Genomic DNA, 24,115 nt, shown 5'->3' on the forward strand with positions numbered 1-24,115 from the left:
TAATATATAAAATATAGCAACCGTTTTATAATAAAATAAATTAAAATATGACACTAAATTTTGAAATCAATATAATAATTGATAATAAGATATATGGTTTAATAAAAGGAATATATTTAATTTTAAGATAATGAAAAAATACTTATTAACAATAATTTTTGTCTTAATTGTTGGATTTTCATATTCTCAAAATAATAACAATATAATAATTGGTATTGGTCAAAGTGACGATCAAGAAATCTTTAATGAAATAAAAGAATATACTCTAAAATGTAAGAGAGATATGTGTGTTATAACTATTTGTGAAAAGCAATCAAGCATATGCGTTAGTTCATATCAAGATGGCGAAGATTATTTATATTCATATACTCCTTCTACGAATCAAACTATTGATATAACATTAACCGGGACATTATCATATACTGGTGTATTTGTAACTGAAAATTGTCCAACAGATGTTGCTGCGGTTTGTATTGCTCAATCAACAAGTTCAACAGGAAATCCGACATTATGTGGGGTTTCATTAACAGCTGGTAAAACATATTATATAATGATTGATACAGATCCATCACCAAATTGTACTCCTTTTAATATAAATGTTTCCAGTTCAACTTCGCCAACATGTGGATTAAATTATACAATATCTTCTATTGCATATGCACCTGACTTAAATAATGGTACCGATATTGCTTTGCCAATAGATGATAGGTTTAGCTCAAGTTATATACCTATTGGTTTTCCTTTCTGTTTTGATGGTTATCAATTTACACAATTATTAGTAAGTTCTAATGGATATATTATTTTTGACCCAATTGCTTGTGCAAGTAATTTACCTACGCCAAACGCTACACCTGGTGCTTTTTCAGAATATTCTATTGAAGCAGCAATTCCTAACACAACAGATGCTCCAAGAAACGCTATTTTATTTCCATGGCAAGATATTGGACCTCATTTAGGAGGAACTATTAAATATCAAATTCTTGGCACAGCACCAAATAGGAGATTTGTACTAACATTTGATAATGTTCCTTATTTTGATTGCGAAACCAAGCTATTCTCAGGACAGTTAAAATTGTTTGAAACAACAAATAATATTGAAATACATCTTCATAACAAAGAAGTATGTACTACTTGGACATATAGTTATCCTGGTGTAGGTATATTAGGATTACATAATTACAATGGTACCATTGCTAAAGTACCTGCAGGTCATAATTTTCCAACTCAATGGACTGCTAATAATGAAGCATGGCTTTTTACTTGTAACTGTGTGGGTTGTATATCGTCTTTGCCAATTGAGTTGTATTCATTCAAAAGTAAATGTGTTTCAGAATTAACCGAATTTGAATGGGTGACAATATCTGAAAATAACAATGATTATTTCACACTTGAAGAAAGTGAAGATGGTAAAAATTTTAATAAAATAACAAAGATAAAAGGTGCTGGTAATAGTAATGATTATAAAAAATATACATATATTTACAAATCTAATAAGTCTCGTTATTATAGACTAAAACAAACTGATTATGATGGAACTACCGAAATTATAGGATTACTTTATTCAGAATGTAAAGATGAAAATAAATTTAAAATTTATCCAAATCCTGCAAATTTTGGTGAACCTGTGTACATCATAGGTGAATATGAAAAAATTAGCATTGAGAACATAATGGGTGTGAGAATATATCCTTATATCGAGAAAGATAAGATATACGGTCTTGACCTTGGTGTATATGTCATAACTATAAATAAAAACTATAAAATTAAACTAATCGTCAGATGAAAACACTATTTTTTGTTATTGCGTTCATAATATCAGTGAGCGCATATTCACAAACAGTTATAAAAATGTCGCATCCAGCAGATGCTGATTTAGTACTTCTTCAAGTTAATGATTCTTCCAAAGCTGATGTTATCATTTATTTCACTAAAGACAAAAAACTTGCAAAAAAATGGAATTGTATGTGGAAATTGAAGAAGTGGGGATTTTCTCATTTTTCACTTTATATGACAAGTGATGAAAACGATCCAAAACTTTATGAGATGAAAGTATATGGTAATATATTACCTCTACCTGAAGGTATGAAAATTCCTTTTAGTGCAAAGGTATATATTACTAATAATTGTGAAGATGTAGGTTACAGAAATAAAGATTTTAGAATTCCTGGTGTAATGAGGATAGAAAAGTCCAAAAAATTTAGATTTCCTAAATAAAAATATGAAATATATGTTTAAAGAGATAATATCATTTATTAAGAACATTAATAAAGACTATAAAGATATAACAAGTAAAGTTCCAAAAAAAGAAAAAGCTAAATGCTTTAAACGAATTATAAAAAATTTATTTATTATGATTTGGAGCGGAATATCTGCACCATTCATATATCCAGTGTGGTATTTATTCAGAAAACCAATTACAAAAAAGATTTATAAAGGAACTTCTTGGCAAGAAATTGAAAAACTTATGGCTGATTGTGAAACAGAACTTGCTAAACAAAAACTCAAAGCTAATGGAAAATTTTTATATTGGTTATGGACATATGGTGATGCAGTAGATCCATTAGAAAGAGGTGGATTACCTACGGATTTTAGAAATGGAAAAAATACTTTCTGTAATAGATTCATGTATAGCGCAATCCGAAATCCTCGTTTTAATATTAACTATATGGAATTAAGAACAGGTAGGATAACGGATGTTGTAGTTGTAATAGATGAACGCAATTTTCACTATATGCACAATTCATATGGTATTGGTGACAGTCCAGACGGTAAATATTTTAAGTGGATGAAAGATAATAATGAAAAGTGGTATTTTATATACGAAGATAATAACAAAAAACACATATTTTATTTTGGATATACAGGTTTGTTGATGCATGATATTGGAAATAAAGGCGGTAGATTTGAAACTTCTTATAGAAAAACAGATGGTAGTTATTATTGTTAAAAATTGGGTTTTCATTTTTAATGTACCGATATATTTTTCAGAGGATATAATCTAATATTTTTTGTTTTATTATTTATAACGGCTATGTGTATGAGTAGTGTGACTTATACACTTTGTTATAAGTATGTAAATATAAAAACATTTATTAAACAAAACTATATTACTTATTTTGAATGTATTGTTAATTACAACAAAAACAATCAAAATGAATAATGCTGAAAAACTTTTTTAGTGACATGAATTAAACTTTTTATAAAATTAATAATATAACGATTGTGTATATATGTAATATCCTTAAATTAGAAAGAATATGTCAAAGTTAAAAGGAACAAGTTTAGCAGGAGGTTCTGTAAACTATGAAAGGGTAGACAATGATTTTTATGCAACTGATCCTAATTCTACTTGGGCTCTTTTCAATGTGGAAGATTTTGAACCAACAACATTTTTAGAACCTTGTTGTGGTCAAGGTCATATCTCAAAAGTCATATCAGAAATGTTTCCAGATGCAATAGTTGAATCAACTGATTTGATTGATAGAGGTTATGGTAAAGGTAATGTTGATTTTCTAAAAACCGATTATGATAAAAGATATGATTATATTGTTACGAATCCACCATATTCATTAGCACAAGAATTTATTGAAAAATCATTACAAATTACTAATAAAAAAGTAGCTATGTTTTTGAAAATTCAATTTTTAGAAGGAATTGGAAGGTATGATTTTTTCAAAAACACACCATTAAAAACAGTTCATGTTTTTAGTGCAAGACAAGATCCATGGAGAGATGGATCACCTGTAAATCCAACAACAGGTAAAAAGTGGGGTTCAACTATGTGTTTTGCTTGGTTTATTTGGGAACAAGGTTATACTGGCGAACCTACAATAAAATGGATTCATCCAGATGAGTGTAAGAAAAAGGTTTCCGAAAATAATTTCGATAATTTTTGGTTTTAAAAATAATATTATAAACAAAATAACTTAATCAAATATATTCTAAAATTGTAGTAAAATTTAAAAAAATTGTATATAAAGATAGTGAAATATATGATAATTATAAATTTATTTTGTATTATTATAGAATTAATTTAAGAAATAACATTAAATAATATTTTATTTAATACTTTATATGACAACAAGTAACATAAAAAACTCAGCAGGTCTTTTAATTGTAAAAAACAATAAAATTTTGCTTTGTCATCCTACAAACGCAAGTTGGACTGGTACATATTCTATTCCAAAAGGACATATTGAAAATAACGAAACAAAGATTGAAGCGGCTATAAGAGAGACAAGAGAAGAAGTTGGTATATTGGTTCCAATAGAATTTATTGATAAAACAGAACATGTAATCGAATATACAGATAAATCAGGTAAAGTATTTAAAAGGGTTTTCTTTTTTGTGGCTCATTTGGATGGAATTGAAGATGTTATACCTAAAGAACAACTTCAAATAGAAGAAGTTGATTGGGCTGGGTTTCTTGATATAGAACAAGCTAATATGAAGATATTTTGGAGATTTAAACCACTTTTAAATTTTTTGAATCATAATAAAAATATTATTTAAAAATAACTTACCCAATTCCATTTTTAAACAATTGATTTATTTTTTATTTTTTTTTTAATATATACATTAGTTATTTCATTTTAATAAATAAAAAAAAAATAAAAAAAATATGTATTCTTATTTTAAATATTTAATTTTATTAGAATCAAAAAGAATTGATGATCTTAGAAATAAATATGTTGATAAATTAGGTTTAAATCCTGAAATTTTCGATTATTTTACTAATTATAAGGATATACTCGAAACTATTCTGAAAATCTATATAAATACACCAAAAGATATAATAAAAAATATTGAAACAAAAGGCACAAAATATCACGAACTATTAGTTAAAATGCTTAAAAAATATGTAAACAATAGAGAAAATATAAAAAGTGTTGAAAAAATAACAGATATAAAAGATTTAGAACATTTGAGGTTTGTTTTAAATGATATCGTTGATTATGATGATACAAGTGGGTTTGACAATAGTGATTTATGGATTTTAGAAAATTCTTATGAATATTTTATCTATAAACCATATACTTTTGATGCAAGTGAACAATATGGTAATAGAAAAGAAAGAGATAATAATTGGTGTACGGCTTACAATGAAGACCATTTCAAAGAACATTTAGGCCCAGATGGTGGATTATTGTATATCATCAACAAATTTAATCCAGAAAAAGATTGGGCAATTGAATTCGATGGAAAAAAATTAAATGCTTGGAATTATAAAGATGAAAATATTTTTACCGCAAATTCTTTAAAATCTTTAATAGAGAACATATGGGAACCTACTGAAGAACCTTATATCGTTTTAATGGATAATTTAGAAAAATTAGAACGTGATATTCCATCAATAGATTGGGAAAGAGCAAGAAATAATGCAATATATGAAATTAGTAATATGGATATTTATGATATTATTAGTAACTGGGGATCATATGAACTTTTTTATTATGTTGATGATAAAAAATTTTTTGAAGATATAAAAGAAAGTGAATATGATAGATATTATGATGATTGGAAATACGAATCAAATTTAAATGATATAGTTATTAAAATTTTGAGAAATGATTTTGATGAATGGTCAGAAAAAAATAAAAAACATTTATTTGATTACTTTATTCCTAAAATGAAAAAAGCAAATGAAAAAAATGAATATGAATATTATGATGTAATTCATACTGATATAGAAGATATTATATCATTCATAGAAAATACTTATGATAATAAAGAAATGGTCTATGTTATAGAAGATATTGGATTAGAAGATGAAGTTATACAATATCTTGTTGATGAATATGTTGATAATTTTAAAGATGTTGAAGACTATATCAGATATATGTATGGTAATATAGATAATTTAAATAGAAAAGAATTGAATATATTATCAAATTATATAGATTGGAATGGTTTAGCTAGAGATATTGTTGAAAATATGGATGAGGATGAATTAAAATATTATATTTAAAATACTCTAAAGAAAATAACGAAAATTTTTAAAAACATAAAGTTTTTTTTTAAAAAATATCTTTGTATCTAGAAATAGCACCATTTGATAGTTTTATATAGTCTTCATTTATATCAAAACCAATGAAATCTATTCCTAATCTTTTACAAATAACACCTTCTGATCCAGAACCAGCAAATGGTATAACAACTTTACAATTTTTACTCCTTGAAGATAATAATAATCTTTCTGTTAGTTTTGATGGCTTTTGTGTTGGATGTTTTAAGCATTTATTCAAATCAAATTTTTTTATTTCTTTTCCTGGATAAACTTCTCCATTATACATAAAATACCTTTCTTTTCCAGCGCCACCAGCTAATGTTGATATATCAGTAAAAACATCTCTTGGCAATGCTCCATTTTTATGTGCTGTGTATGTTGTATTTTTCTTACCATACCTTGCTGTATTACTTTTTTTTCTTGTTTTACCAGCGGAATTTTTCAAAAAAGTTTCTGTATATGGAATTCTGACATCATCTTTATTAAAAATAGGTTTTTCTTTCCAACAATATATTGAGTCCTTTGCAAGGCTATTAACATGCAAATATGTGATTGTTAATAACTTATTGATGTTTTTATTTAAAATTCCAGAAATAATGGTTATTTTAGCGTTATGAAATTAGAAAAATCAGGAAATATGACATTCTTCGAATCTTATATGGGTGAAATAAAGACTCGTCGTAGCGAATTTTTCAAAAAAGTGAATTCCATTATAGACTGGCGTTGGTTAGAACGTGAGTTAGATAAAGTTTACAAAAAAGGTCAAAGTGTAGATGGTCGTCCCAGTTATCCGTCGATCGTGTTATTTAAAATGCTATTAATAGAGATGTGGTATGATATGAGCGATGTAGAATGCGAAGATTTTGTAAAAGACAGTGTAAGTGCACGAATTTTTTTAGATTTAGAAATAAATCAACCCATTCCCGATCATAGTACCATCAGCCGTTTTCGTAGTGAATTAGTTCGTAAAAAAGCCTACGATCGTTTACTTCGAAAAATCAATAAACAATTAGAACATCACGGTGCAAAAGTAAAAAAAGGAAAAACCATTGTAGATGCAAGCGTAACCATAAGTCCATATGCCCCCAAAGGCAAAACAACTTACGAAATAGCTGAAGATAGAAACGAAGACGACCGTACCGACGAAAACAGCGACCTAGAAGATACCAGCTATAAACTAATAGAAAAGACTCAACCGGGTGTAGATACCGATGCTCGCTGGTTAAAAAAAAGTAATAAACTTATGTATGGTTACAAACAAAGCATAGCAGTAGACGAAAATGGTATGATAGATGCAGTATGCACTTCGAGTGCAAATGTAAACGACGGTAAACTATTATCCGTTTTATTATCGTTTTTACCTTCTTCGCGTAAAAAAGAAATATTAGGCGACAAAGGCTATAAAATTCCTCAAAACGATGAATTATTAAAAATGGGAAATATTAAAAATCGAATTATGTTTAAATCATATCGCAATCGTTCTTTAACTCATTGGCAGCAAGCATTTAATAAAATAATAAGTCATTATCGTTATGTAGTAGAACGGACATTTGGTAGTATAAAACGTTGGTTTAATGGTGGTGTTGCTCGTTATAAAGGCTTGGCTAAAGTTCATGCTCAGCATGTATTGCAGGCCATAGCGTATAATTTGAAACGTGCCGTATCACTTATTTAGATGGGCGAAGTGTGCCCATGTGCGAACTAAAGCCTAAAATAAGGGTTAAAAGATAAAAAATAAGGTTCTTGGCTTTAAAAAAGATGTTTTTTTGAATAAAATCGTCCTGCAATTTGAATCATTACCTTAAAAATTCAATTTTAGGCAAATATTTTTGATATATCAAAAAAATAATATAATTTTGCAAAGGTCTCATATTATACTTTCATGACTTCTTTGCCATCCATTATAATTTGGAACCGTTTTATTAGTATAATGCCATATCAACCACCTTTTATCTAAATTAATTCTAACAGAAATGTGTGCCAGTATTTCACTAAATCCATAAATAAAAAAAGATCCATTTGGTTTTAATATCCTTATACATTCTGTTATCCATTCATCACACCATTCTAAATATGATGTTAATTCCATTTTATCTTTACATAATCCAAAATCTTTTCCTATATTATAAGGTGGATCTGATATTATTATATCAACTGAATTATCTTCTATATTTTTTAACCCTTGAACTACATCAATCAAATGAAATTTATTCCAATCACTACTATTATACATAATATTCTATCTTTTTCTTTTTTATTGTAAATTTTTTTAATTGTTTTAATTTTTGTATATTTGCAGTATGAAAAACATTTATTAATATCAATTAGGTACAAATAATAGCCAAATAAGTTTTCAAGGCGACCAAGTTAGAATGATGGAGATGTTATTGAACATATTAAATATGTCTATACCGAAAAAGATATTAATGTAACTAAATTTGAAGGTGGTAGGACATTATTACGCAAGTGAAAGTAAAAAAAATATTGGACTAAATTTACTTATATTAATAAAGATGATTATCAACATTATGCGTGAAGATAAATTATTAACTCCAAAAAAATATAATATTTTTAATTCTTGGTTAAGTGCTGGTACAACTGTAAATTTTGCTTTTGAGAAAGCAAAAAATAATGTTCCTCATTTCAAAACTAATGAAGAAAAGAAACAATGGATTAGACAACAAAAATTTAAAAAATACTAAAAAATTCGTGAAGATTATATTTTTAGACATAGACGGTGTTTTATACACCACTTCTCATTATACGTGGTTATCAGTCATAGAAAAACAAAAATCGGCTGATAAATATGGTTTTTTATTCGATCCAAAATGTATTGCAAATCTTAATGAAATCATTGAAAAGACTGGTGCAAAGATAGTTATTTCTTCAACTTGGAGACGTAGAGGAATAGACTATTTGCGTGAATGTTTTAAATATAGAGGTATTAATGCCGAAATAATAGACTTAACACCTATTTCTACAATTGATAATTTATTTTTTTGTAGAGGTGAAGAAATAGAACAATGGTTAATAGAAAATGGATTACCAGAGAAAATAGCAGTATTGGATGATAGCTCTCTTGGAGATGGTTATGATGATTGGAAGTTCTTTTATAAGACAAACATGACAACTGGAATAACAGAAGAAATAAATTTTAACAAATAAACATTTTTGATTGGATGATGGCTACTTGGGTTCCTTCAAAGGAAATGTGTGGGGTAGATTTATCTCACATAGATGAATTTCATCAAATTCCTTTTGAAATAAAATGTCTTGAATGGACTCATCGTTCCAGACAAAGAATATTTTGTAATGATGGCTTCAATATGAGTGTACAAGGTGGTTTTACAGCATACTCATATCATCGTAAGCCAGTTGAAATATATGACATTATGGAAGTAGGATTTCCATCAGAAAATGAACCTTTATTGGAAAATTTTGATGGTCAAGTGGCTGGTTACACAGATGTTATGATAATACAACAAATAAAAAAATATAATATTCAATCAAATAAAACATATAATCCTCCAAACTTAGATAGTATTTTAGATGATAAATTATTTTCACTCATAATCGGTTTTATAGACGGAGATGGTTCTATAACAAAACAATTTAAAAGAAAAGATGCCATACTGAGAATAAAATGTCATTCTTCTTGGGTTTTTATTTTACAAAAATTTTTATTACATTTGTATGAAAATTATAATGGTAAAATTCCAAGTGTTAAGATAAATAATCAAGGTTATGCTTGTTTTAATATAACAAATTCAATAATATTAAAAAATATAAAAAATAAGTGTTTAGAATTAAATTTACCTATCTTAAAAAGAAAATGGGATAATATCGATCTAAGCCGAATAAGTAGAATGGAAAAATGAAAGAAAATTTACCAAAAATAGAAGAAATCTTAAAAAAGGTGTAAAAAGAAAAGATATATCTAAACAATTGGAAATAAGCTATTTTAGTTTAACTCAAATAATAAACCGTAAAAATTTAAAATAATGAAAACCTTTGTCGTTTCTGACACACATTTCAGCCATAAAACTACATTAAAGTGGGATATGAGAAAGCGTTTCAACACTAAGATAGGTGTTGAAGAAGACCTTATTGACAAAAAAATCCTTTACAGAGATACTATGACAATGAATGAAACAATAATTTCAAATTGGAATTCTGTTGTTTCTAAAGATGACATAGTTTACCATCTTGGTGATGTTTCTTTTGATAATCCTATCAAAACAATAGACATCTTATCAAGATTGAATAGTATTATATACTTAGTAAAAGGAAACCACGATAAATGGAGAGATATTAAAAAAATTCAGCGATAGATTTGCTGATATTTTTGATTACAAAGAAATAAAACATGATTTCTTAGGTAAACAATATCATATAATTATGATGCACTACCCAATAGCATCCTGGAACAGAAAAATGTATGGTAGTATTCATCTTTTTGGACACTGCCACGGCAAATTCACTCAACCTGGAAAATGTTTCGATGTTGGAATAGATACAGAATTTGCAAATTTTGCACCAATCAATATTGAAAATGCTATTGAACGTGCTAATTCATTAGATTTAGCTTTATAGAGGTATGTATTAAATGATAAATATTTTAATGATGAGAATATAATAGAACTGAATATGAAAGATTTATATGATATGTTTAGAATTAATATATATATGAAATCAAATTTATTGACAAAAGGATTAAAAGCACCACAAAAAACAAATATTTGAAACAATTAAACCAGGAAAAACTTAATAAAAATGTATATTCTCAAGTATAATAAATTTTAAAATAAAGAAATATGATAATAAGTGATAAATTTAGAAAAGATTGGATTAATTTTATGGCAGACCATATAAATGGTAGCCATAGAATTCCATTATATGTTCCTAATATTTATAAAAATCAACCTTTATTCGCAAAAAATTGTGTTTATATTAATGTTGATGTAATTGTTACTGAAAAATTCAGTAGGTCTGTTAAGATTGAATATATAATATCAGGTAATAAGTTTACAGATATAATTTATTTACCTGTTAATAAATCTATAGAATATATTGTTAATACTTTGAATGATAAACTTAGTGAAAAAATCAATAAATGGTTGGCTCAAAATAATCAAACATTTGTTGAAAATGAGTATAAAATTTATATTGATGACTTTAAAAAAAGTGTTATAAAAAGTATTGAAAATCTAAATAAAGAAAGGATTAGAACTCATAGAGAGCAAAAATTAAATAGAATAAATGGAAGAATTTGAAGATGATGATATTGATCTCAAAAGAAAAATAGATGAATTGCAAGAATTATTCTTCGAAACAATTTACAAAGAAATTTGTCTAGGTGGAAAAGTAAATAAAAATGATTTAGAAGAAGCAATACTTTATTTTGCAAATAAAGAAGAATATGAAAAGTGTATAATCCTTAAAAAGAAATTATGATTTGCGAATTGTGTAAAAGAGAAGTTGATGAAACTACTTTTCATCATTTAATTCCAGTTACTTTACATACAAAGAAATGGTATCAAAAGAATTATAATTTCAATTATTTGAAAACTCATGGTATAGATGTTTGTGAATTATGCCATTATGCCATTCATCATTTCTACGATGAAAAAACTCTTGGTAAAAATTATAATACACTTGAATTACTACTTGAATCAGAATTAATCCAAAAACATATTAAATGGGCAAGAAAACAAAAAACATCTCATTAGAGAAGTTTTTTCTTTTGTATAATCCCTAAATTAATTTTAGATAATTTAGATTTTAAAATATTTATATAAAACAATTTAAGTGAATTATAGATTTGATTTTGTTAAGAAATAGAGGAAAATTACATCATAAAAAACCCAACTGTTATGTAATAATTATTTATCATTCATTCTGTCTAATTGTACTGCAATTATACAAAGTGGGATTGCTACTATTATTACTGCTATTATTATATTCATATTTTTTAGTATTTTTTTTTGAAAAGTTTAATACCTACGTATTTTAGCATTTCTGCGTTTTTCATCGAATGTATTATTAGTGTTCCAAATCTCACACCACATATATACACAATCGTTAGCGGTAATTTTTCAACCGCTTCATAGCCCATTTGACACCTTCGATAAACCCTTTTTGCCTGTCGTAGGCATTATCATATTTTGTTTGCTTATCATAATCTTCTTTTGCGGCTTGTTTTATCTCAAGCTTTTGAATAAGCAAACTCTATGGAGTTATAAATGGCTTATTTAATTTCTGTGTTGCAACGTTGTTATCAACATACTCTTCTAATCTATCCTCTGGTGTTTTACTACTTCTAACATCAGATATATTAAAGTTTTCATTTGACTCGTTAAATCTTCTTATGTGTTTTAAATCTTTCATATTATTAAATTATTTTTTATATTAAAAATGAAAACCTACATTTTTTACAATTTTTTTTTGATTTTACTTTTTAGTTAGCCAAGGTAATTTTTTAAATTCCTTTCTACTAATTTCTTTTATAAAGTTGTCAAATTTTGTGACAAGATTTGGTTCATCTTCAAGTACATCAATCATTTTATTAAAAGTACTAACAATTCTATAATCTTTGTCTTGGAAATCAGCATCTTTAAATTTTGTAGCAACATACATACGTCTGATTCTTTTATCGGTTTTTTCTTTATGTTTTATTTCTTTTGTTTCTCCATCTATTGATTCTTTTCCGAAACTACCAGTTTTTATTCTTATTTCAATTGGAAAATCATCACCTTGTTCAATTCCATATATATCACAAATATCACTGTATCTTAAATATTTTGTTACTTTTCCACCTTGTTTATTAGTTGCACCAAAATATTCTCTTGTGCACCATATGTCCAACAACTTATCCCAATATTTGTTTAATTGTATTGGGTTTGTCTTTTTTATAACACAAACAATACCTTCTTTATCATCGGCATTTTTATCTATATAACACAAACCAATAGATATAGGTGCATCTAAATTTAATAGACTATTTTTAACTTTTTCATCATACTCTGAATATTTACCATAACTAAGATCGTTCTCTTTGTCTTCAATTATATTTTTGATATCTGATAAAAATTCATCTTCAATGCCTTTTTCATTATGAAACATTAAGTAAAAAGTTGTAACCTGAACAACTTTCTTATAATCAACATATTTTTTATAATTATTTGCTTCTTTTATAGCCTTGTTTAATAAAGTTACTGGTGAATTTACTGTTTCAACATATTCTACATCAAAATTATAATGAGCGAATAATAAGTAAGAGAATAAAGATTCTATTTTTATAGCCTTTGTGTCGGTTAATAAAGAAGATGTATTTTTATAGTTTATTGTCGATTTTACAGATAAAATTTCATTTCTTTTTGTTATTCCTGGTATTGGAATTATAACACCTATATCAACATGAGGGTGATTTTTATGAAAATGATTTAGATTTATAGCATCAAATACTAATCTTACAATATTTTCTGCAAATATACCATCATTTTTTACTTGCTTGGAAAATTTTACAATACTTGTATATAATTTATGTCTTTTTCTATATATGTTACGACCTAATTTATCATCTGTTAATTTATCTAATCTGTACTCCAACATTTTTATAAAAATATACTTTAACCTATATATAAAATTATTATTTTAAAATTTTTTCAAGTTTTTTAAGGCGCAAAGCGCTTTTCATTATTTTTTCAAATCTTTCAAGTTCTTCGTCTGTTAAATACGGACAATTTTTGGTTTTTTGATTAAATACTTGAATAATACCTTTAAGTATTTTCCAATCTTTTTTCATTTCTTGTTCCATAATTTTATATATTTTAATCAATATGTCCAATTTAATTTGATATAAATATAAATAATATTGATCTATGGTAGGTAAATTAATTTTTGAAGACTGCTCTACATTATATTGTGAATTAAATATAAGCAGGAATGTTTCGAGTTTAAGTCGATATAAATATCTCATTTCCATCAAATAATATTGGATATCAACAAATATCAAAATACTTTCCAACAAATAATGTTTATGTGACTAATTATAAACAACGAGTTTTATTTCAAACAGACAATGAAGAAATATATATGTTTGATGGTTTTTGGATAAGAGGAGTAAATGTTAATCAATCAAATTATCAAGGTAATAGTTACATTGATGTTGAATGCACAGCAGATTATTATACTATAAATCATTTTTCTTTTCATTACTAAATTATCATGAGAATAAAGAAATTAAAAAGGATATTAAAATGAACTTATTCACACCTCTAAAAATAGAACAGTTACTTGATGGTGATATTGTTAAAATTGATTTTATAAATCATAGAAAATTAATTTCTAAATCTAATTATAATAATATAGAATATTCGGAAAGAATTGAACACAGTGTATATAAGGATAGAAAATTCTATTCGGTTATTGACAACCAAGAACTAGTATTAGAAAATTTAGTTAAATATCCATATGTAAGAATTTATTTTTATTTACACAATTATAAATTCGTAGCCAAAAAAATTCTTGGTATATAGAAGGTACTGAAGCATTTCCAGATATTGAAGATTATGGTAGCGTATCACTTTTTCAAGGTCTTACATACAAAAAATTTTAATGAAATGGAAGGTACTGGACCTGTATGGGATGTAAAAACTTGTTTTTTTAATGAATTTATAATAACAGAAAGAATAAAACAAGACACAGGAAATTAATACGTTTAATCAAATAATTTTTTTATCGGTATAATGATATTAATTTTGTATAAATTTGTTATTTTAATGATTGCATTACTTGCTTTAGTAAGTTGTACGGAAAATCAAAAAACCAAAAATTGGGGTGGTAGCGCTAGGCTCGAATTACCTGTAAATCAAAAACTTATAAATGTCACTTGGAAAGAAGATAACTTATGGTATCTTACCAGACCTATGAATGAAAATGATGTTGCAGAAACATATAACTTCAATGAAAAAAGTTCTTGGGGGTCTTGTAGAAGGTATTTATATTATTGTTGAAATAAAGAAATAGTATGGCATTTTTTAAAACTAAAAGTATAAATGATATTGTCAAATCAAGAACGATAGATTATCGTGATTGGTTAGATAAAAATCATATTCAACAGAATTCTGAGTCATTTCAGAGTGCAACCAGAATATACTAAAGTTTACTGGGAATGGTTAAAATAAATTGGTTGTGAGGAATATCATAAAAAGTTGTTTACATACACAGATTTCTTTTCAAAAATACAAAAATATATGGAAGATACTAATTGGACTTGGAGTAATTCGTCAACACCACCTTCATTAAGTGATATGTATTATACAATTTTAGAATTATCCTATATGTCTGTTTGTAATGATTATGATATTGGTGTAAAATGTTCAACTGGTGGATTTGCCGTAGAATTTTACCCTAAAAAATATTTAAATATTACATTTTCTTATTATTTAACTAATGAGATTCTTTTTGAAAAAAAGATAACAGTAGATGATTTAAGAATATCTAAACTAAAAAAGATTTGTGATGAATAAGATTAAAGTTTTTATTAAAAAATCAAAACCGACAAGCTGGTATTCAACTATTGTTGGTAAAACTGTTGAAGTATTTGACAAAGAGTTTATTATTAATGAAAAACTTGCTTATGAATATGTTGATTTGCCTAATCATATAATTATGGCAGAAGATATATTAATGAATAAAGATATTAGAGATAAAAAACTAAAAAGAATAATAAAAAATTAATATATACTAAAAAGTATATGTTAATTATGAAATATTTAAAAAAAGTTAATGAATTTAGTCTATACGATGATAGTAGTTTTCAATTCTATACACAAGATATAAAAGATGTAACAATAAATTTTACTGATAAAAATGTTGATTATATGAGAGGAACCGCTTCTGTTAAATGGTTTCTCGACTTTGATTTTAAAGGTGATAAAGGAGTAGAAATATATCCAGTAATACAATTAGTTACAATATATTTATACAAAGATGTTTACATTGATGATGACGGTAATACCGAAGAACAATATGAAGAAATAAACATAGAACATAATAATACTAAGGTAGAGATTGATGGTGTTGGAGATAATAGTATTAGCATATTATACTATCCAAGTAGTATTAATTACGACTATGATAAAAAAGAAGCAGTTGTATTTTTCTAATTATGAATTTTCAAGATTTTAAAAGAAAATTGACTATATGGTATTTGGCTCACTTTAAAAATAAGCCATATTGGATAGTTATTTGTAAATCAGGTATAAAAATTATGTTTCTGAAAAAGAAAGAAGCAAAAAAGGCTAAGAAAAATCACAAAGGTAAAATGAAAATATACTATAGTGTCAATTTGCCTATAAAAAAATAATTTTTATACAATTGATTATGACACCATACAAAATGTACATAACTTTTTAAAACCTGAAATGTTTTTAATGAATAGTAATAAAAATTATGAGTAAAGAAATGAAAAAAATAATAGATGATTTTAAAATATTTATTAATAAAAAATTAAATGAAAGTAAAGATAAAGATTTTATATTGAATAATGATAATGTAAAAACTTACACTTGGATAAGTAATGGTAAAGAAAACACAATTAAATATCATTTAAGTTATGATGTATTTAGAGGACTTTATGATGCAGTTCTTTTAGGTGGTGAATTTGCTAACACACATGGATACGGAGAAACAGAAAAGGATGCTGTGGAAAGTTTAAAACTTAGAGTTATTCAATTAAGAAACAACTTCAATATATTTAATAATAAGAAATTAAATGAAGGGTTTTTTGATGATATAATATTTGTAAGAACTAAAAATTTTAATAACATTGGAACAGTAAATAAACTACCATATGAAGGAATTCATTGTTGGGCTATATATAAAAATGATTTAGATAAATATATCGAAGAACTTGAACTATGGGGTGGAAATAAGAAAAGTATTGAAATTATAAATCCTACTGGATATGAAATTTTCGCTTTAAATTATCCAATGGTACATAAATATGTGATGGGTGAAACTGACGAAGTTCCAAAACTAATTCCTTTTGATAAAAAAATACATACTATGAAATTTATTAAACAAAGAGGAAAAAGTGTGTTAAAATATGTGAGTGAATTAGGGATGAATAAAAACTGTTATCAAATATTATTAAAATAAAAGTACAAAATTGAAATAGCAGGGTTAAATTAGTTTTTAAATGAGTTGTATGCTGATTTAGAATTTATAATAAAAAATAATACTTTAATACATCCTCAATTTCTTTTAGAAAATGACAAATATTCAAAACAGAGTGTTTTTTAAATTCGTTAAACAAATGGAAGTAGAAGAACTCCGTAAAGAAATAGATGAACTTTGGGAATACTTGTATACAACACGGGAAACTGGAACATATGATAAATGAATGGAGAAGAACTAAAAAACTCAAAACAATAATTTAATTGAACCTAAATGTCACAAATATACAACGTTTTTAGTAGAAAGTTTCAAATTAATTTTTTTGTTTGATAAAAATGTTATATATTTGTTGTATGAAAATTATTAATTTACACTAAAATTTATAAAATGAAAACACTTAAATTTGTATATTTGTTGTATGAAAATTATTAATTTACATTAAAATTTATAAAATGAAAACACTTAAATTACAGCGAGTAACCCGCTATTTTGGTTACATATTGTTAGCAACTGTTTTATTTTCTTCATGTGGACTAAGAGCAAGACAGGGAGAAGATATTCATAATACTAACGATAAAGAAGCTGCCGTGATAAAGTCTAAAATCACATACATTAAAGACGTCGAACAGGTTTATGTTTTGCTGTTTTAAATAATTCAACAGATGGATTTCGCAGCACATTTTCAATCACTTGTGTCCCACCGGGCTTTCGGTACATCTTGGCATGGAGACAAACGATTGTATCATGCTTCAGAACACCAATGTAGAGTCTACCATCAGCAGTACTAACGAACGATTTCATCTGGCAAATAATACAAATAAACTTTAATTATGGAAAAGAAACTTAAAAACATACAGACATTTGAACAACATACAGATAAAAAATTGAATATATCTGATGTTATAAGTAGTGAAAAAATTAATAAATTAAAAGAAATTGGATTTACAAACTCTGAAATAAATGAGTTGATAAATTTTTTATCTATGAGTGATGAAGAAATATCAAAAGTTAAATTAACTTCATTAGAGGGAGCACCAAAGAAGATAAAAAATTTATATGATGGTGGTATAACTTCGTTTTAATTTATTCATTACTTATAATGGACACAAATATACAACTTTTTTGTAGAAAGTTTCAAATTAATTTTTTTTTTTGTTTGATAAAAATGTTGTTTAGCAAACCTTGTTTAGAAATACTTAAAGATACAAATTATGAAAAGAATAGTAAATCAAAAAGAAATGTTAGTGAAATCATTAGAAACTCTTTTCTTCTCATGGGGTAGTGATACACCAGATTTGAAAGAGATGAACAAACATTTGATACAAATTATGATGATGTTATAGAAGCAATTAGAAACTCATAATTTTTTGTTTAATTGAATATAAAGTTCAAGTTGTGCAGTAGTTTTTACCTTTAAAATTTTTTATTTCAAAAATTATATACTTATGAAATATTTTGAAATCAAATTAATCTAAAAGAACTATCGAAAGATGAATTGCAAAAAATGTTGGACATATCATTGGAATTTGAAAATTACGAAATGTGCGCTCACCTTAAAAATTATATAAATTTATTAAATTGAATATAATGGTTACAGATATGCCCAGTTTGGGATTAAATAGTAAAAACTTTAAATTATAAATAAAATGAATAAAAATGTAGAAACTTCAAATGGAACACAGACACCCATATTGGATATGTCTGATATTATGCACAGTGATTATCAACAAGAACTTTTTCATGAAATTGTTGGTATTAAACACAGAATACAAGGATTAGCTGGATTTGTCCAAAACGATTTTGATAGAATGTTGGAAGATGGAACTACTACAAAAGATGGAATAAAAGAAGCAATTGAAGATATGGACAAATCATTTGATAAAGTAGTGAATGAATTAAACTTACTTCGTGAAAAATGTAGGGTGATAATGTCTTATTATTGTACATAACGGTTGCAAATATAAAACGTTGCCACACAAATGTAAATAGAACCAGTAATTTTTGTTCAACTAAATTATGAGTATGTGAAGTTAATGAATAATCTTGTAAAATATTTGTTATTGTAGTTTGAGTATAGTATCTATTATCTAAAGCACCTAAATTAAGTTCTTCTTTAGTATAATAATCTATTTCTGCAGCTTGTTGTTGAACAATAGTCTTTTGAACAGAATTTAATTTTTCCAATGCAGATATAGCAACAGTATCAACACCACAAATAATAAATGGTAATGTATTATTAAACAATAATTTAACAGTTCAAGGTAATTTATTAGTAAATGGAACAGTTTCTACATTATACAGAACAATTATACATAAAAGATAATGTTATTACTTTAAATTTTTAATTTACAACTTTACTAAACAATAATTTAATTTAACCTAACGATAACAGATATATTTCGAAAATATAAATTTTTTTCGACATTTTTTATAATATAAATCAAAATAATTCAAAATATAACTATTATAAATAAATGCAAAGTCACAGATTTTGAGCATATTATAGATAGTGAGTTTTTTCATTAATAGACTATATTTTGATTTTATTAAAAATTAACAATAATTTAACATAAAAATCATAAAAAATAATTTACACCACATATATTTATACAGTTTTATTTTCTTTAAAATTAATCATTTAGAATTAGAAAAGAATTTAATATTTAGTTAAACAGTTGAATAAAAATAAAACCTTTTTATATAATAATTATATTATAACGGTACATATTTTAATTGAAAGTTGTTTATAAAGGTGGTAAAATTGTTTACAACTGTTCACGAAGTAAACTATTTTAACAAATTATCTAAATCAATAACAATGTTTAAAGAACAAAAATTGAAAGTATTTTAGATGGAAAATGAAGAAAAAAAATAGTAAAATGTATTGAAGTTCATAGTCTAAATGATGCGATAAATTGTTTGAAATGGATAAAAACACAATATACACAATTAAGAACAAAAATAGACTACGAAAAATATATAAAAGACCATTGGAATATTTATACTAATTTAAAGTTTTTTGTTTGGTCAGATAATACGTGGACTGCAGGTTTTCATTTAGATGTACCATGGGAAAAAGAATTTGATAAATCATTTTCAGAAAATTGTATCTATGATTCATATCGTGCTATGAAGATTAAAAGAATTTTAAAAGAATAAATGTTTTATCTCTTTATCTTTTATAGAAGAAATATAATCTGGTAGATTTATAAAGAATTAAAAATAAAAACTTTTATTAAAAATGTGATATAATAAAATGTTGTTTAAAACACAAAGATTGAATGATTGAAAAACTTAAAATATTAATTGATATAAAAGGTAATTGTAATAATATATATTGTGATAAATGTTATTGGTATAATAAAGAATTTCATACCACTTGTGTACTTTACAATGAATGGTTAAGTTCTAATAATAATAATTTTGTACAATTTGTTATGTGTAAAAGTATAAAAGAATTAAGAAAAATTAAATTAGAAAAATTGAATGAATTGTGTTAAAAGAAATAGAAAAAATAAAAATAGGAACTTTACTGGAAATTGTGCCCAACTTGAAAATGTAATTGAAAATCGTTTCATTATATAAAAGAAATTGAAAATGAAAATTGAAAAAATATTTGGTAATGATAATACTTATTTTATCCAACATAATGGTGTGACATATTTAAGGTATTCTAAAAATTATTGGAAAAGAAAAATTAACAATACTTATTATCATATTTGGGATGATGAAGAACTAAAAATGGAATAGAATTTCAAAAACATATTAGATTTAATAAATTAAAAAGAATATTAAATGATAGAATTGAATAAATTATATCCACCAATTCATCCAACACAAAAACCAGTAGAATTAGCAGAATGGATTATAAAAACTTATTCTAACGAAAATGATATAATATTAGATAGTACGTCTGGTTCAGGTACAATACCAATTGCTTGTATAAAAACAAATAGAAGATGGATTGCTTTTGAAACAGACAAAAATTATTTTGATATAGCTTATGGCAGAATCAAAGAAATACAGTGAAAGTGAATTATTAACTTTTAATTTAGAAGAACTTGAATCATTAAAATTGCAAGAAATGGCATATCTTGATAATGGTACGACTTTATTAGAAGCAATTTTAAATACACCTTTTAAGAATAAAGAAAAATTTGAAAAATTAAAATCTAAAATTTCTATTCATTCTACAAATATTTCAAATATAGATAAGAGAATTGATGAATTAAAAAATTCTAAAAAAGAAAATTTTCCATATGGTTCGTTATTTACGATTGGAGGTCCAATAACATGGACTACAACATATGTAAATCAAAATTATACAAAACTCAAATTGACAAAAATAAAATATGCTGATTGTAATAATGAGGTAAAAGAAGGTGAAGTATTAGATGATATTTTTCAATCAACATTAGGTAATTTTTATATGACTGCTGAAAATGGTTCAATGGTTCCATTAGAAAGAATAATAGAGATTGATCAAGAATCGAGATCTGGTAAATGGTATATAACTATGTGTAAAAACTTAGAAAGAAATAAGAAATTAAAAAGAGTTTTAAATGGAAAAGATATTAATAACGAAAGCGATTGCTAGTATTTGCCTTAAAGGTCTTGGTTATAACCCAAAAGGCATACTTCATTCTAATCATGTGAATAGTAATAAATATCACACTGATGATTTTGTTACAATAGTTTGGAAAGATTACAACATAAGAGATGGTTTACAAAAATATTATAATATGGAAAAAGTATATAGAAAGATTTTTGATTATGAATATCTTTTATCCATTTACAATAAATATTATCGTAGTAAAAAGTTAAATAGAATATTAAATAAATGTAATGAATAGTAATAAATATGTATAAGAATAATTAAAAAAAAATAAGTTAAAATTATGATTTCGTATTTTGGTGGAAAAAATGGTATGGTTGAATTTATTAATAAATTCATACCTAGAGATATAAAAATTTATTGCGAACCTTTTAGTGGTGCATACTGGACATATATGAATACAACATATGAATTCCCAGAATTGGATAAAATTATTTATAATGATTTTAATGGTCATATGGCAAATTTATATGCTTGTCTTAGAGAATACAATACATTTTTAAAATATCTTGAAAAAGAATTGAATAATGGATTTTTATTTACAAAAGAAACCGAAAAAACGAAAATAAGAAATTTTTATGCAAATATATTTTATTCATATAAAAAAGATTTAAGCGTTGGTAATTTTTTAGATAATCCCCCTAAAAAAAGACCAGATTTTGATGCAGGTGTCAAATATGCCTTTTTATTAACATCAAGTTTTAATGGTTGTTATCCAAGAAGTTGTGGTTGTTCTCCAATATCTTCAAATAATAAACCAAAATTAATATCATTGGTTAATAAATTAAAAAATGTAGAATATCAAAAAAAATTAGAAAAAATAACAGATATTCATAATGAAGATTTTGAAGTAATAATTAAAAAATACGATAGTAAAGACACTTTTTTATACCTTGATCCTCCATATTTTACACCAGATGAAAATGGTAAAGATACTGGTAAAAGGGCATCTTGGTACGGAACTAAAGATTTCAATTATGAAAATCATATGAGATTATTAAATTTATTAAAAAACACTAAAAGTAGATGGGCTTTATCATATTATTATTTTAAAGAATTGGAAGATATATTACCAAAAGATAAATATAACTGGGTATCAGAAAAATTTTTTAGATCAAGTGCTTCTTTTTCAGAAACAAAAACCGAATTCGGAGAAGAATTATTAATTATGAATTATAAATTATCAGATGATGAAATAAAGAATAATAAAACTTATTTTAAAACAATAAAAAATAAACCACGTAAGAATATGGCAAATAAAATTAAACCAAGCGAAGAATTATTAGATAAAGTTGTTAATAAAATTAGAAATGATTTTGAAAAGGGTGATTTAGAATTACTTTATAAATTATTATCTTTTGTTCCAATTAAAAAGTTGGAAAGTTATTTACCAGAAATTGAACAAAAAAATGTTGAAGATATAAAACAAGAGATAACTGTAACAGAAGAAATTATTGTTAAGACTGATGTAAAACCTGTTAAACCAGTCATCGTATCACCAGTAGGAAATGGTGAAGATTTTAAAACAGATATTAAAAATGATGATTTTTGGGGATAATTATAATTTTTGTCACTAAAATAACGGCTAATTGGAGATATAAATTTTCAAAATAATATAAAAGTATGAACGAATAACAAAATTTACAACAATTTACAACACCACCATTGGTTATACCAAATGTTAGGGTGTGTTTTTATTTAAAAATCAGACGTTGACCAATGGCAACGGATACGCAATATATACCTTAGAATGGGCATGGTTTAAAAACGTGGTTCGTGGTGGTTTTATACTCAAAAACTCGGAAATGGTGATAATGGTGAAAGGACAAGATGAATATGGTTATTTGAAATTATTAGAAACAATCAATATAAATGACTTATAACAGTTAGGTGTATATGCAGTGATTTTAAACTTTAATTGAAAAGATGAATATAATTATTAACAGACAAGGTTGATTAGATGTATGAAAAATCATTACAAAAGTGAATTTATTAATGTTATAGAATGGCTTTTGCCTTATCTTCATCATGTGTCCAATTGGCTATAACGGCTTAAAAGCACATTTGGTTAAACTAACTGATGTTGTTTAACAAATAAAAAAATTAAAAGATATGAAAAACTATTTAGAAGGAATAACAGAAGAAATAATTAATTCACAAGGAATAAAAAACATTGGAATAATTCAATCCATTTTTTAATTTATTTTTGCATTATGAAATTAAAAGTAAAGCATTTTGTTTTTATCATTTCATTTGTACTGTTAAGTTCATTGTTTATAGGAGCTTCATTACATTTTGCATCTAATATTTTT

At 25.3% G+C, this 24,115-nt stretch carries 35 protein-coding genes; 29 read left to right on the forward strand and 6 right to left on the reverse strand.

Annotation, left to right across the window (positions count from 1 at the left end):
• Positions 1-130 precede the first annotated feature (130 nt).
• From HPY57_14745 to HPY57_14770, 6 genes are all read left to right on the forward strand, one after another.
• Positions 131-1,783, forward strand: a complete 1,653-nt coding sequence (locus HPY57_14745) for a T9SS type A sorting domain-containing protein (GenBank protein NPV13021.1) — start codon at positions 131-133, stop codon at positions 1,781-1,783.
• A complete protein-coding gene (locus tag HPY57_14750; GenBank protein ID NPV13022.1) occupies positions 1,780-2,214 on the forward strand; it encodes a hypothetical protein in 435 nt (144 codons plus the stop codon). Before HPY57_14745 ends, HPY57_14750 begins: the two co-directional genes overlap by 4 nt.
• 13 nt (positions 2,215-2,227) lie before the next feature.
• The gene (locus tag HPY57_14755; protein ID NPV13023.1) at positions 2,228-2,947 is read left to right on the forward strand and encodes a hypothetical protein; all 720 of its coding nucleotides are present in this window, start codon (positions 2,228-2,230) and stop codon (positions 2,945-2,947) included.
• A 310-nt stretch (positions 2,948-3,257) separates the two neighbouring features.
• Positions 3,258-3,902, forward strand: coding sequence for a class I SAM-dependent methyltransferase (locus HPY57_14760; protein ID NPV13024.1), 645 nt, complete (start codon positions 3,258-3,260; stop codon positions 3,900-3,902).
• A gap of 172 nt (positions 3,903-4,074) precedes the next feature.
• Positions 4,075-4,512 (forward strand): NUDIX hydrolase, encoded by a 438-nt coding sequence (locus tag HPY57_14765; protein ID NPV13025.1) that lies wholly within the window; start codon positions 4,075-4,077, stop codon positions 4,510-4,512.
• Positions 4,513-4,621: 109 nt separating this feature from the next.
• Complete coding sequence (locus tag HPY57_14770; GenBank protein NPV13026.1) at positions 4,622-5,968, forward strand: hypothetical protein; 1,347 nt, start codon at positions 4,622-4,624, stop codon at positions 5,966-5,968.
• A 49-nt stretch (positions 5,969-6,017) separates the two neighbouring features.
• Here the strand turns inward: HPY57_14770 and HPY57_14775 are convergent, their stop codons facing one another.
• Positions 6,018-6,551 (reverse strand): site-specific DNA-methyltransferase, encoded by a 534-nt coding sequence (locus tag HPY57_14775; protein NPV13027.1) that lies wholly within the window; start codon positions 6,549-6,551, stop codon positions 6,018-6,020.
• 69 nt (positions 6,552-6,620) lie between these two features.
• On the opposite strand from HPY57_14775, the gene HPY57_14780 reads away from it, so the two are divergent.
• Positions 6,621-7,682: an IS5 family transposase gene (locus HPY57_14780; GenBank protein ID NPV13028.1), complete on the forward strand. Its 1,062-nt coding sequence runs from the start codon at positions 6,621-6,623 to the stop codon at positions 7,680-7,682.
• Between the two features lie 192 nt (positions 7,683-7,874).
• Here the strand turns inward: HPY57_14780 and HPY57_14785 are convergent, their stop codons facing one another.
• Positions 7,875-8,240, reverse strand: coding sequence for a hypothetical protein (locus HPY57_14785; GenBank protein NPV13029.1), 366 nt, complete (start codon positions 8,238-8,240; stop codon positions 7,875-7,877).
• A gap of 280 nt (positions 8,241-8,520) precedes the next feature.
• Here HPY57_14785 and HPY57_14790 point away from each other — a divergent pair, with 280 nt between their 5' ends.
• The 8 genes from HPY57_14790 to HPY57_14825 all read left to right on the forward strand — a co-directional run bounded on the left by HPY57_14790 (position 8,521) and on the right by HPY57_14825 (position 11,736).
• Entirely contained in the window at positions 8,521-8,709 is a 189-nt protein-coding gene (locus HPY57_14790) for a hypothetical protein (protein NPV13030.1), read from the forward strand.
• Complete coding sequence (locus tag HPY57_14795) at positions 8,660-9,172, forward strand: hypothetical protein (GenBank protein NPV13031.1); 513 nt, start codon at positions 8,660-8,662, stop codon at positions 9,170-9,172. The genes HPY57_14790 and HPY57_14795 overlap by 50 nt, the downstream gene beginning before the upstream one ends.
• 17 nt (positions 9,173-9,189) lie before the next feature.
• Entirely contained in the window at positions 9,190-9,885 is a 696-nt protein-coding gene (locus tag HPY57_14800) for a hypothetical protein (GenBank protein NPV13032.1), read from the forward strand.
• Positions 9,886-10,008: 123 nt separating this feature from the next.
• A complete protein-coding gene (locus HPY57_14805; protein ID NPV13033.1) occupies positions 10,009-10,338 on the forward strand; it encodes a hypothetical protein in 330 nt (109 codons plus the stop codon).
• Between the two features lie 70 nt (positions 10,339-10,408).
• Positions 10,409-10,600: a hypothetical protein gene (locus HPY57_14810; protein ID NPV13034.1), complete on the forward strand. Its 192-nt coding sequence runs from the start codon at positions 10,409-10,411 to the stop codon at positions 10,598-10,600.
• 263 nt (positions 10,601-10,863) lie between these two features.
• The gene (locus HPY57_14815; protein NPV13035.1) at positions 10,864-11,280 is read left to right on the forward strand and encodes a hypothetical protein; all 417 of its coding nucleotides are present in this window, start codon (positions 10,864-10,866) and stop codon (positions 11,278-11,280) included.
• On the forward strand, positions 11,267-11,461 hold the full coding sequence (locus HPY57_14820; protein ID NPV13036.1) for a hypothetical protein: 195 nt from the start codon (positions 11,267-11,269) through the stop codon (positions 11,459-11,461). Before HPY57_14815 ends, HPY57_14820 begins: the two co-directional genes overlap by 14 nt.
• Positions 11,458-11,736 (forward strand): hypothetical protein, encoded by a 279-nt coding sequence (locus tag HPY57_14825; protein NPV13037.1) that lies wholly within the window; start codon positions 11,458-11,460, stop codon positions 11,734-11,736. Before HPY57_14820 ends, HPY57_14825 begins: the two co-directional genes overlap by 4 nt.
• Before the next feature lie 499 nt (positions 11,737-12,235).
• On the opposite strand, the gene HPY57_14830 is transcribed toward HPY57_14825, so the two are convergent.
• From HPY57_14830 to HPY57_14840, 3 genes are all read right to left on the reverse strand, one after another.
• Positions 12,236-12,394, reverse strand: coding sequence for a hypothetical protein (locus tag HPY57_14830; protein NPV13038.1), 159 nt, complete (start codon positions 12,392-12,394; stop codon positions 12,236-12,238).
• A gap of 63 nt (positions 12,395-12,457) precedes the next feature.
• A complete protein-coding gene (locus HPY57_14835; protein NPV13039.1) occupies positions 12,458-13,618 on the reverse strand; it encodes a hypothetical protein in 1,161 nt (386 codons plus the stop codon).
• Between the two features lie 37 nt (positions 13,619-13,655).
• The gene (locus tag HPY57_14840; protein NPV13040.1) at positions 13,656-13,811 is read right to left on the reverse strand and encodes a hypothetical protein; all 156 of its coding nucleotides are present in this window, start codon (positions 13,809-13,811) and stop codon (positions 13,656-13,658) included.
• 454 nt (positions 13,812-14,265) lie between these two features.
• On the opposite strand from HPY57_14840, the gene HPY57_14845 reads away from it, so the two are divergent.
• From HPY57_14845 to HPY57_14865, 5 genes are all read left to right on the forward strand, one after another.
• Positions 14,266-14,544 (forward strand): hypothetical protein, encoded by a 279-nt coding sequence (locus HPY57_14845; GenBank protein ID NPV13041.1) that lies wholly within the window; start codon positions 14,266-14,268, stop codon positions 14,542-14,544.
• Positions 14,545-15,219: 675 nt separating this feature from the next.
• Positions 15,220-15,537, forward strand: a complete 318-nt coding sequence (locus HPY57_14850; GenBank protein ID NPV13042.1) for a hypothetical protein — start codon at positions 15,220-15,222, stop codon at positions 15,535-15,537.
• Positions 15,530-15,748: a hypothetical protein gene (locus HPY57_14855; protein NPV13043.1), complete on the forward strand. Its 219-nt coding sequence runs from the start codon at positions 15,530-15,532 to the stop codon at positions 15,746-15,748. The genes HPY57_14850 and HPY57_14855 overlap by 8 nt, the downstream gene beginning before the upstream one ends.
• Positions 15,749-15,774: 26 nt before the next feature.
• On the forward strand, positions 15,775-16,176 hold the full coding sequence (locus tag HPY57_14860; protein NPV13044.1) for a hypothetical protein: 402 nt from the start codon (positions 15,775-15,777) through the stop codon (positions 16,174-16,176).
• A gap of 298 nt (positions 16,177-16,474) precedes the next feature.
• Positions 16,475-17,170 carry a hypothetical protein gene (locus HPY57_14865; GenBank protein NPV13045.1) on the forward strand — a complete coding sequence of 232 codons (696 nt, stop codon included), beginning with the start codon at positions 16,475-16,477 and terminating at the stop codon, positions 17,168-17,170.
• Between the two features lie 630 nt (positions 17,171-17,800).
• On the opposite strand, the gene HPY57_14870 is transcribed toward HPY57_14865, so the two are convergent.
• Positions 17,801-17,989 (reverse strand): hypothetical protein, encoded by a 189-nt coding sequence (locus tag HPY57_14870; GenBank protein ID NPV13046.1) that lies wholly within the window; start codon positions 17,987-17,989, stop codon positions 17,801-17,803.
• A gap of 29 nt (positions 17,990-18,018) precedes the next feature.
• Between HPY57_14870 and HPY57_14875 the strand changes: the two genes are divergently transcribed.
• The 9 genes from HPY57_14875 (at position 18,019) to HPY57_14915 (ending at position 23,361) form a co-directional block, all read left to right on the forward strand.
• Positions 18,019-18,270: a hypothetical protein gene (locus tag HPY57_14875; protein ID NPV13047.1), complete on the forward strand. Its 252-nt coding sequence runs from the start codon at positions 18,019-18,021 to the stop codon at positions 18,268-18,270.
• 564 nt (positions 18,271-18,834) lie between these two features.
• Positions 18,835-19,137, forward strand: a complete 303-nt coding sequence (locus HPY57_14880) for a hypothetical protein (GenBank protein NPV13048.1) — start codon at positions 18,835-18,837, stop codon at positions 19,135-19,137.
• Positions 19,138-20,107: 970 nt separating this feature from the next.
• On the forward strand, positions 20,108-20,347 hold the full coding sequence (locus HPY57_14885; GenBank protein NPV13049.1) for a hypothetical protein: 240 nt from the start codon (positions 20,108-20,110) through the stop codon (positions 20,345-20,347).
• A gap of 122 nt (positions 20,348-20,469) precedes the next feature.
• Positions 20,470-20,688 (forward strand): hypothetical protein, encoded by a 219-nt coding sequence (locus HPY57_14890; protein NPV13050.1) that lies wholly within the window; start codon positions 20,470-20,472, stop codon positions 20,686-20,688.
• Positions 20,689-20,779: 91 nt separating this feature from the next.
• The gene (locus tag HPY57_14895) at positions 20,780-20,938 is read left to right on the forward strand and encodes a hypothetical protein (GenBank protein NPV13051.1); all 159 of its coding nucleotides are present in this window, start codon (positions 20,780-20,782) and stop codon (positions 20,936-20,938) included.
• Between the two features lie 45 nt (positions 20,939-20,983).
• Positions 20,984-21,217, forward strand: coding sequence for a site-specific DNA-methyltransferase (locus HPY57_14900; GenBank protein ID NPV13052.1), 234 nt, complete (start codon positions 20,984-20,986; stop codon positions 21,215-21,217).
• The gene (locus HPY57_14905; GenBank protein NPV13053.1) at positions 21,192-21,785 is read left to right on the forward strand and encodes a hypothetical protein; all 594 of its coding nucleotides are present in this window, start codon (positions 21,192-21,194) and stop codon (positions 21,783-21,785) included. The genes HPY57_14900 and HPY57_14905 overlap by 26 nt, the downstream gene beginning before the upstream one ends.
• The gene (locus HPY57_14910) at positions 21,751-22,041 is read left to right on the forward strand and encodes a hypothetical protein (protein NPV13054.1); all 291 of its coding nucleotides are present in this window, start codon (positions 21,751-21,753) and stop codon (positions 22,039-22,041) included. The genes HPY57_14905 and HPY57_14910 overlap by 35 nt, the downstream gene beginning before the upstream one ends.
• Before the next feature lie 45 nt (positions 22,042-22,086).
• Positions 22,087-23,361: a hypothetical protein gene (locus HPY57_14915; protein ID NPV13055.1), complete on the forward strand. Its 1,275-nt coding sequence runs from the start codon at positions 22,087-22,089 to the stop codon at positions 23,359-23,361.
• Positions 23,362-24,115: the final 754 nt, after the last annotated feature.

The sequence above is a fragment of the Ignavibacteria bacterium genome (assembly GCA_013177855.1).
Classification (GTDB): domain Bacteria; phylum Bacteroidota; class Ignavibacteria; order Ch128b; family Ch128b; genus Ch128b.

Coding starts and splice junctions, on each gene's coding strand:
- HPY57_14745 (NPV13021.1), top strand. CDS start 131: ATGAAAAAATACTTATTAACAATAATTTTTGTCTTAATTGTTGGATTT.
- HPY57_14915 (NPV13055.1), top strand. CDS start 22,087: ATGATTTCGTATTTTGGTGGAAAAAATGGTATGGTTGAATTTATTAAT.
- HPY57_14830 (NPV13038.1), bottom strand. CDS start 12,394: ATGAAAGATTTAAAACACATAAGAAGATTTAACGAGTCAAATGAAAAC.
- HPY57_14890 (NPV13050.1), top strand. CDS start 20,470: ATGATTGAAAAACTTAAAATATTAATTGATATAAAAGGTAATTGTAAT.
- HPY57_14755 (NPV13023.1), top strand. CDS start 2,228: ATGTTTAAAGAGATAATATCATTTATTAAGAACATTAATAAAGACTAT.
- HPY57_14770 (NPV13026.1), top strand. CDS start 4,622: ATGTATTCTTATTTTAAATATTTAATTTTATTAGAATCAAAAAGAATT.
- HPY57_14750 (NPV13022.1), top strand. CDS start 1,780: ATGAAAACACTATTTTTTGTTATTGCGTTCATAATATCAGTGAGCGCA.
- HPY57_14765 (NPV13025.1), top strand. CDS start 4,075: ATGACAACAAGTAACATAAAAAACTCAGCAGGTCTTTTAATTGTAAAA.
- HPY57_14865 (NPV13045.1), top strand. CDS start 16,475: ATGAAAAAAATAATAGATGATTTTAAAATATTTATTAATAAAAAATTA.
- HPY57_14820 (NPV13036.1), top strand. CDS start 11,267: ATGGAAGAATTTGAAGATGATGATATTGATCTCAAAAGAAAAATAGAT.
- HPY57_14795 (NPV13031.1), top strand. CDS start 8,660: ATGAAGAAAAGAAACAATGGATTAGACAACAAAAATTTAAAAAATACT.
- HPY57_14880 (NPV13048.1), top strand. CDS start 18,835: ATGAATAAAAATGTAGAAACTTCAAATGGAACACAGACACCCATATTG.
- HPY57_14855 (NPV13043.1), top strand. CDS start 15,530: ATGAATAAGATTAAAGTTTTTATTAAAAAATCAAAACCGACAAGCTGG.
- HPY57_14810 (NPV13034.1), top strand. CDS start 10,409: ATGCACTACCCAATAGCATCCTGGAACAGAAAAATGTATGGTAGTATT.
- HPY57_14800 (NPV13032.1), top strand. CDS start 9,190: ATGGCTACTTGGGTTCCTTCAAAGGAAATGTGTGGGGTAGATTTATCT.
- HPY57_14825 (NPV13037.1), top strand. CDS start 11,458: ATGATTTGCGAATTGTGTAAAAGAGAAGTTGATGAAACTACTTTTCAT.
- HPY57_14790 (NPV13030.1), top strand. CDS start 8,521: ATGATTATCAACATTATGCGTGAAGATAAATTATTAACTCCAAAAAAA.
- HPY57_14845 (NPV13041.1), top strand. CDS start 14,266: ATGAACTTATTCACACCTCTAAAAATAGAACAGTTACTTGATGGTGAT.
- HPY57_14860 (NPV13044.1), top strand. CDS start 15,775: ATGAAATATTTAAAAAAAGTTAATGAATTTAGTCTATACGATGATAGT.
- HPY57_14910 (NPV13054.1), top strand. CDS start 21,751: ATGGAAAAGATATTAATAACGAAAGCGATTGCTAGTATTTGCCTTAAA.
- HPY57_14840 (NPV13040.1), bottom strand. CDS start 13,811: ATGAAAAAAGATTGGAAAATACTTAAAGGTATTATTCAAGTATTTAAT.
- HPY57_14815 (NPV13035.1), top strand. CDS start 10,864: ATGGCAGACCATATAAATGGTAGCCATAGAATTCCATTATATGTTCCT.
- HPY57_14870 (NPV13046.1), bottom strand. CDS start 17,989: ATGAAATCGTTCGTTAGTACTGCTGATGGTAGACTCTACATTGGTGTT.
- HPY57_14785 (NPV13029.1), bottom strand. CDS start 8,240: ATGTATAATAGTAGTGATTGGAATAAATTTCATTTGATTGATGTAGTT.
- HPY57_14900 (NPV13052.1), top strand. CDS start 20,984: ATGATAGAATTGAATAAATTATATCCACCAATTCATCCAACACAAAAA.
- HPY57_14835 (NPV13039.1), bottom strand. CDS start 13,618: ATGTTGGAGTACAGATTAGATAAATTAACAGATGATAAATTAGGTCGT.
- HPY57_14805 (NPV13033.1), top strand. CDS start 10,009: ATGAAAACCTTTGTCGTTTCTGACACACATTTCAGCCATAAAACTACA.
- HPY57_14905 (NPV13053.1), top strand. CDS start 21,192: ATGGCAGAATCAAAGAAATACAGTGAAAGTGAATTATTAACTTTTAAT.
- HPY57_14780 (NPV13028.1), top strand. CDS start 6,621: ATGAAATTAGAAAAATCAGGAAATATGACATTCTTCGAATCTTATATG.
- HPY57_14875 (NPV13047.1), top strand. CDS start 18,019: ATGGAAAAGAAACTTAAAAACATACAGACATTTGAACAACATACAGAT.
- HPY57_14760 (NPV13024.1), top strand. CDS start 3,258: ATGTCAAAGTTAAAAGGAACAAGTTTAGCAGGAGGTTCTGTAAACTAT.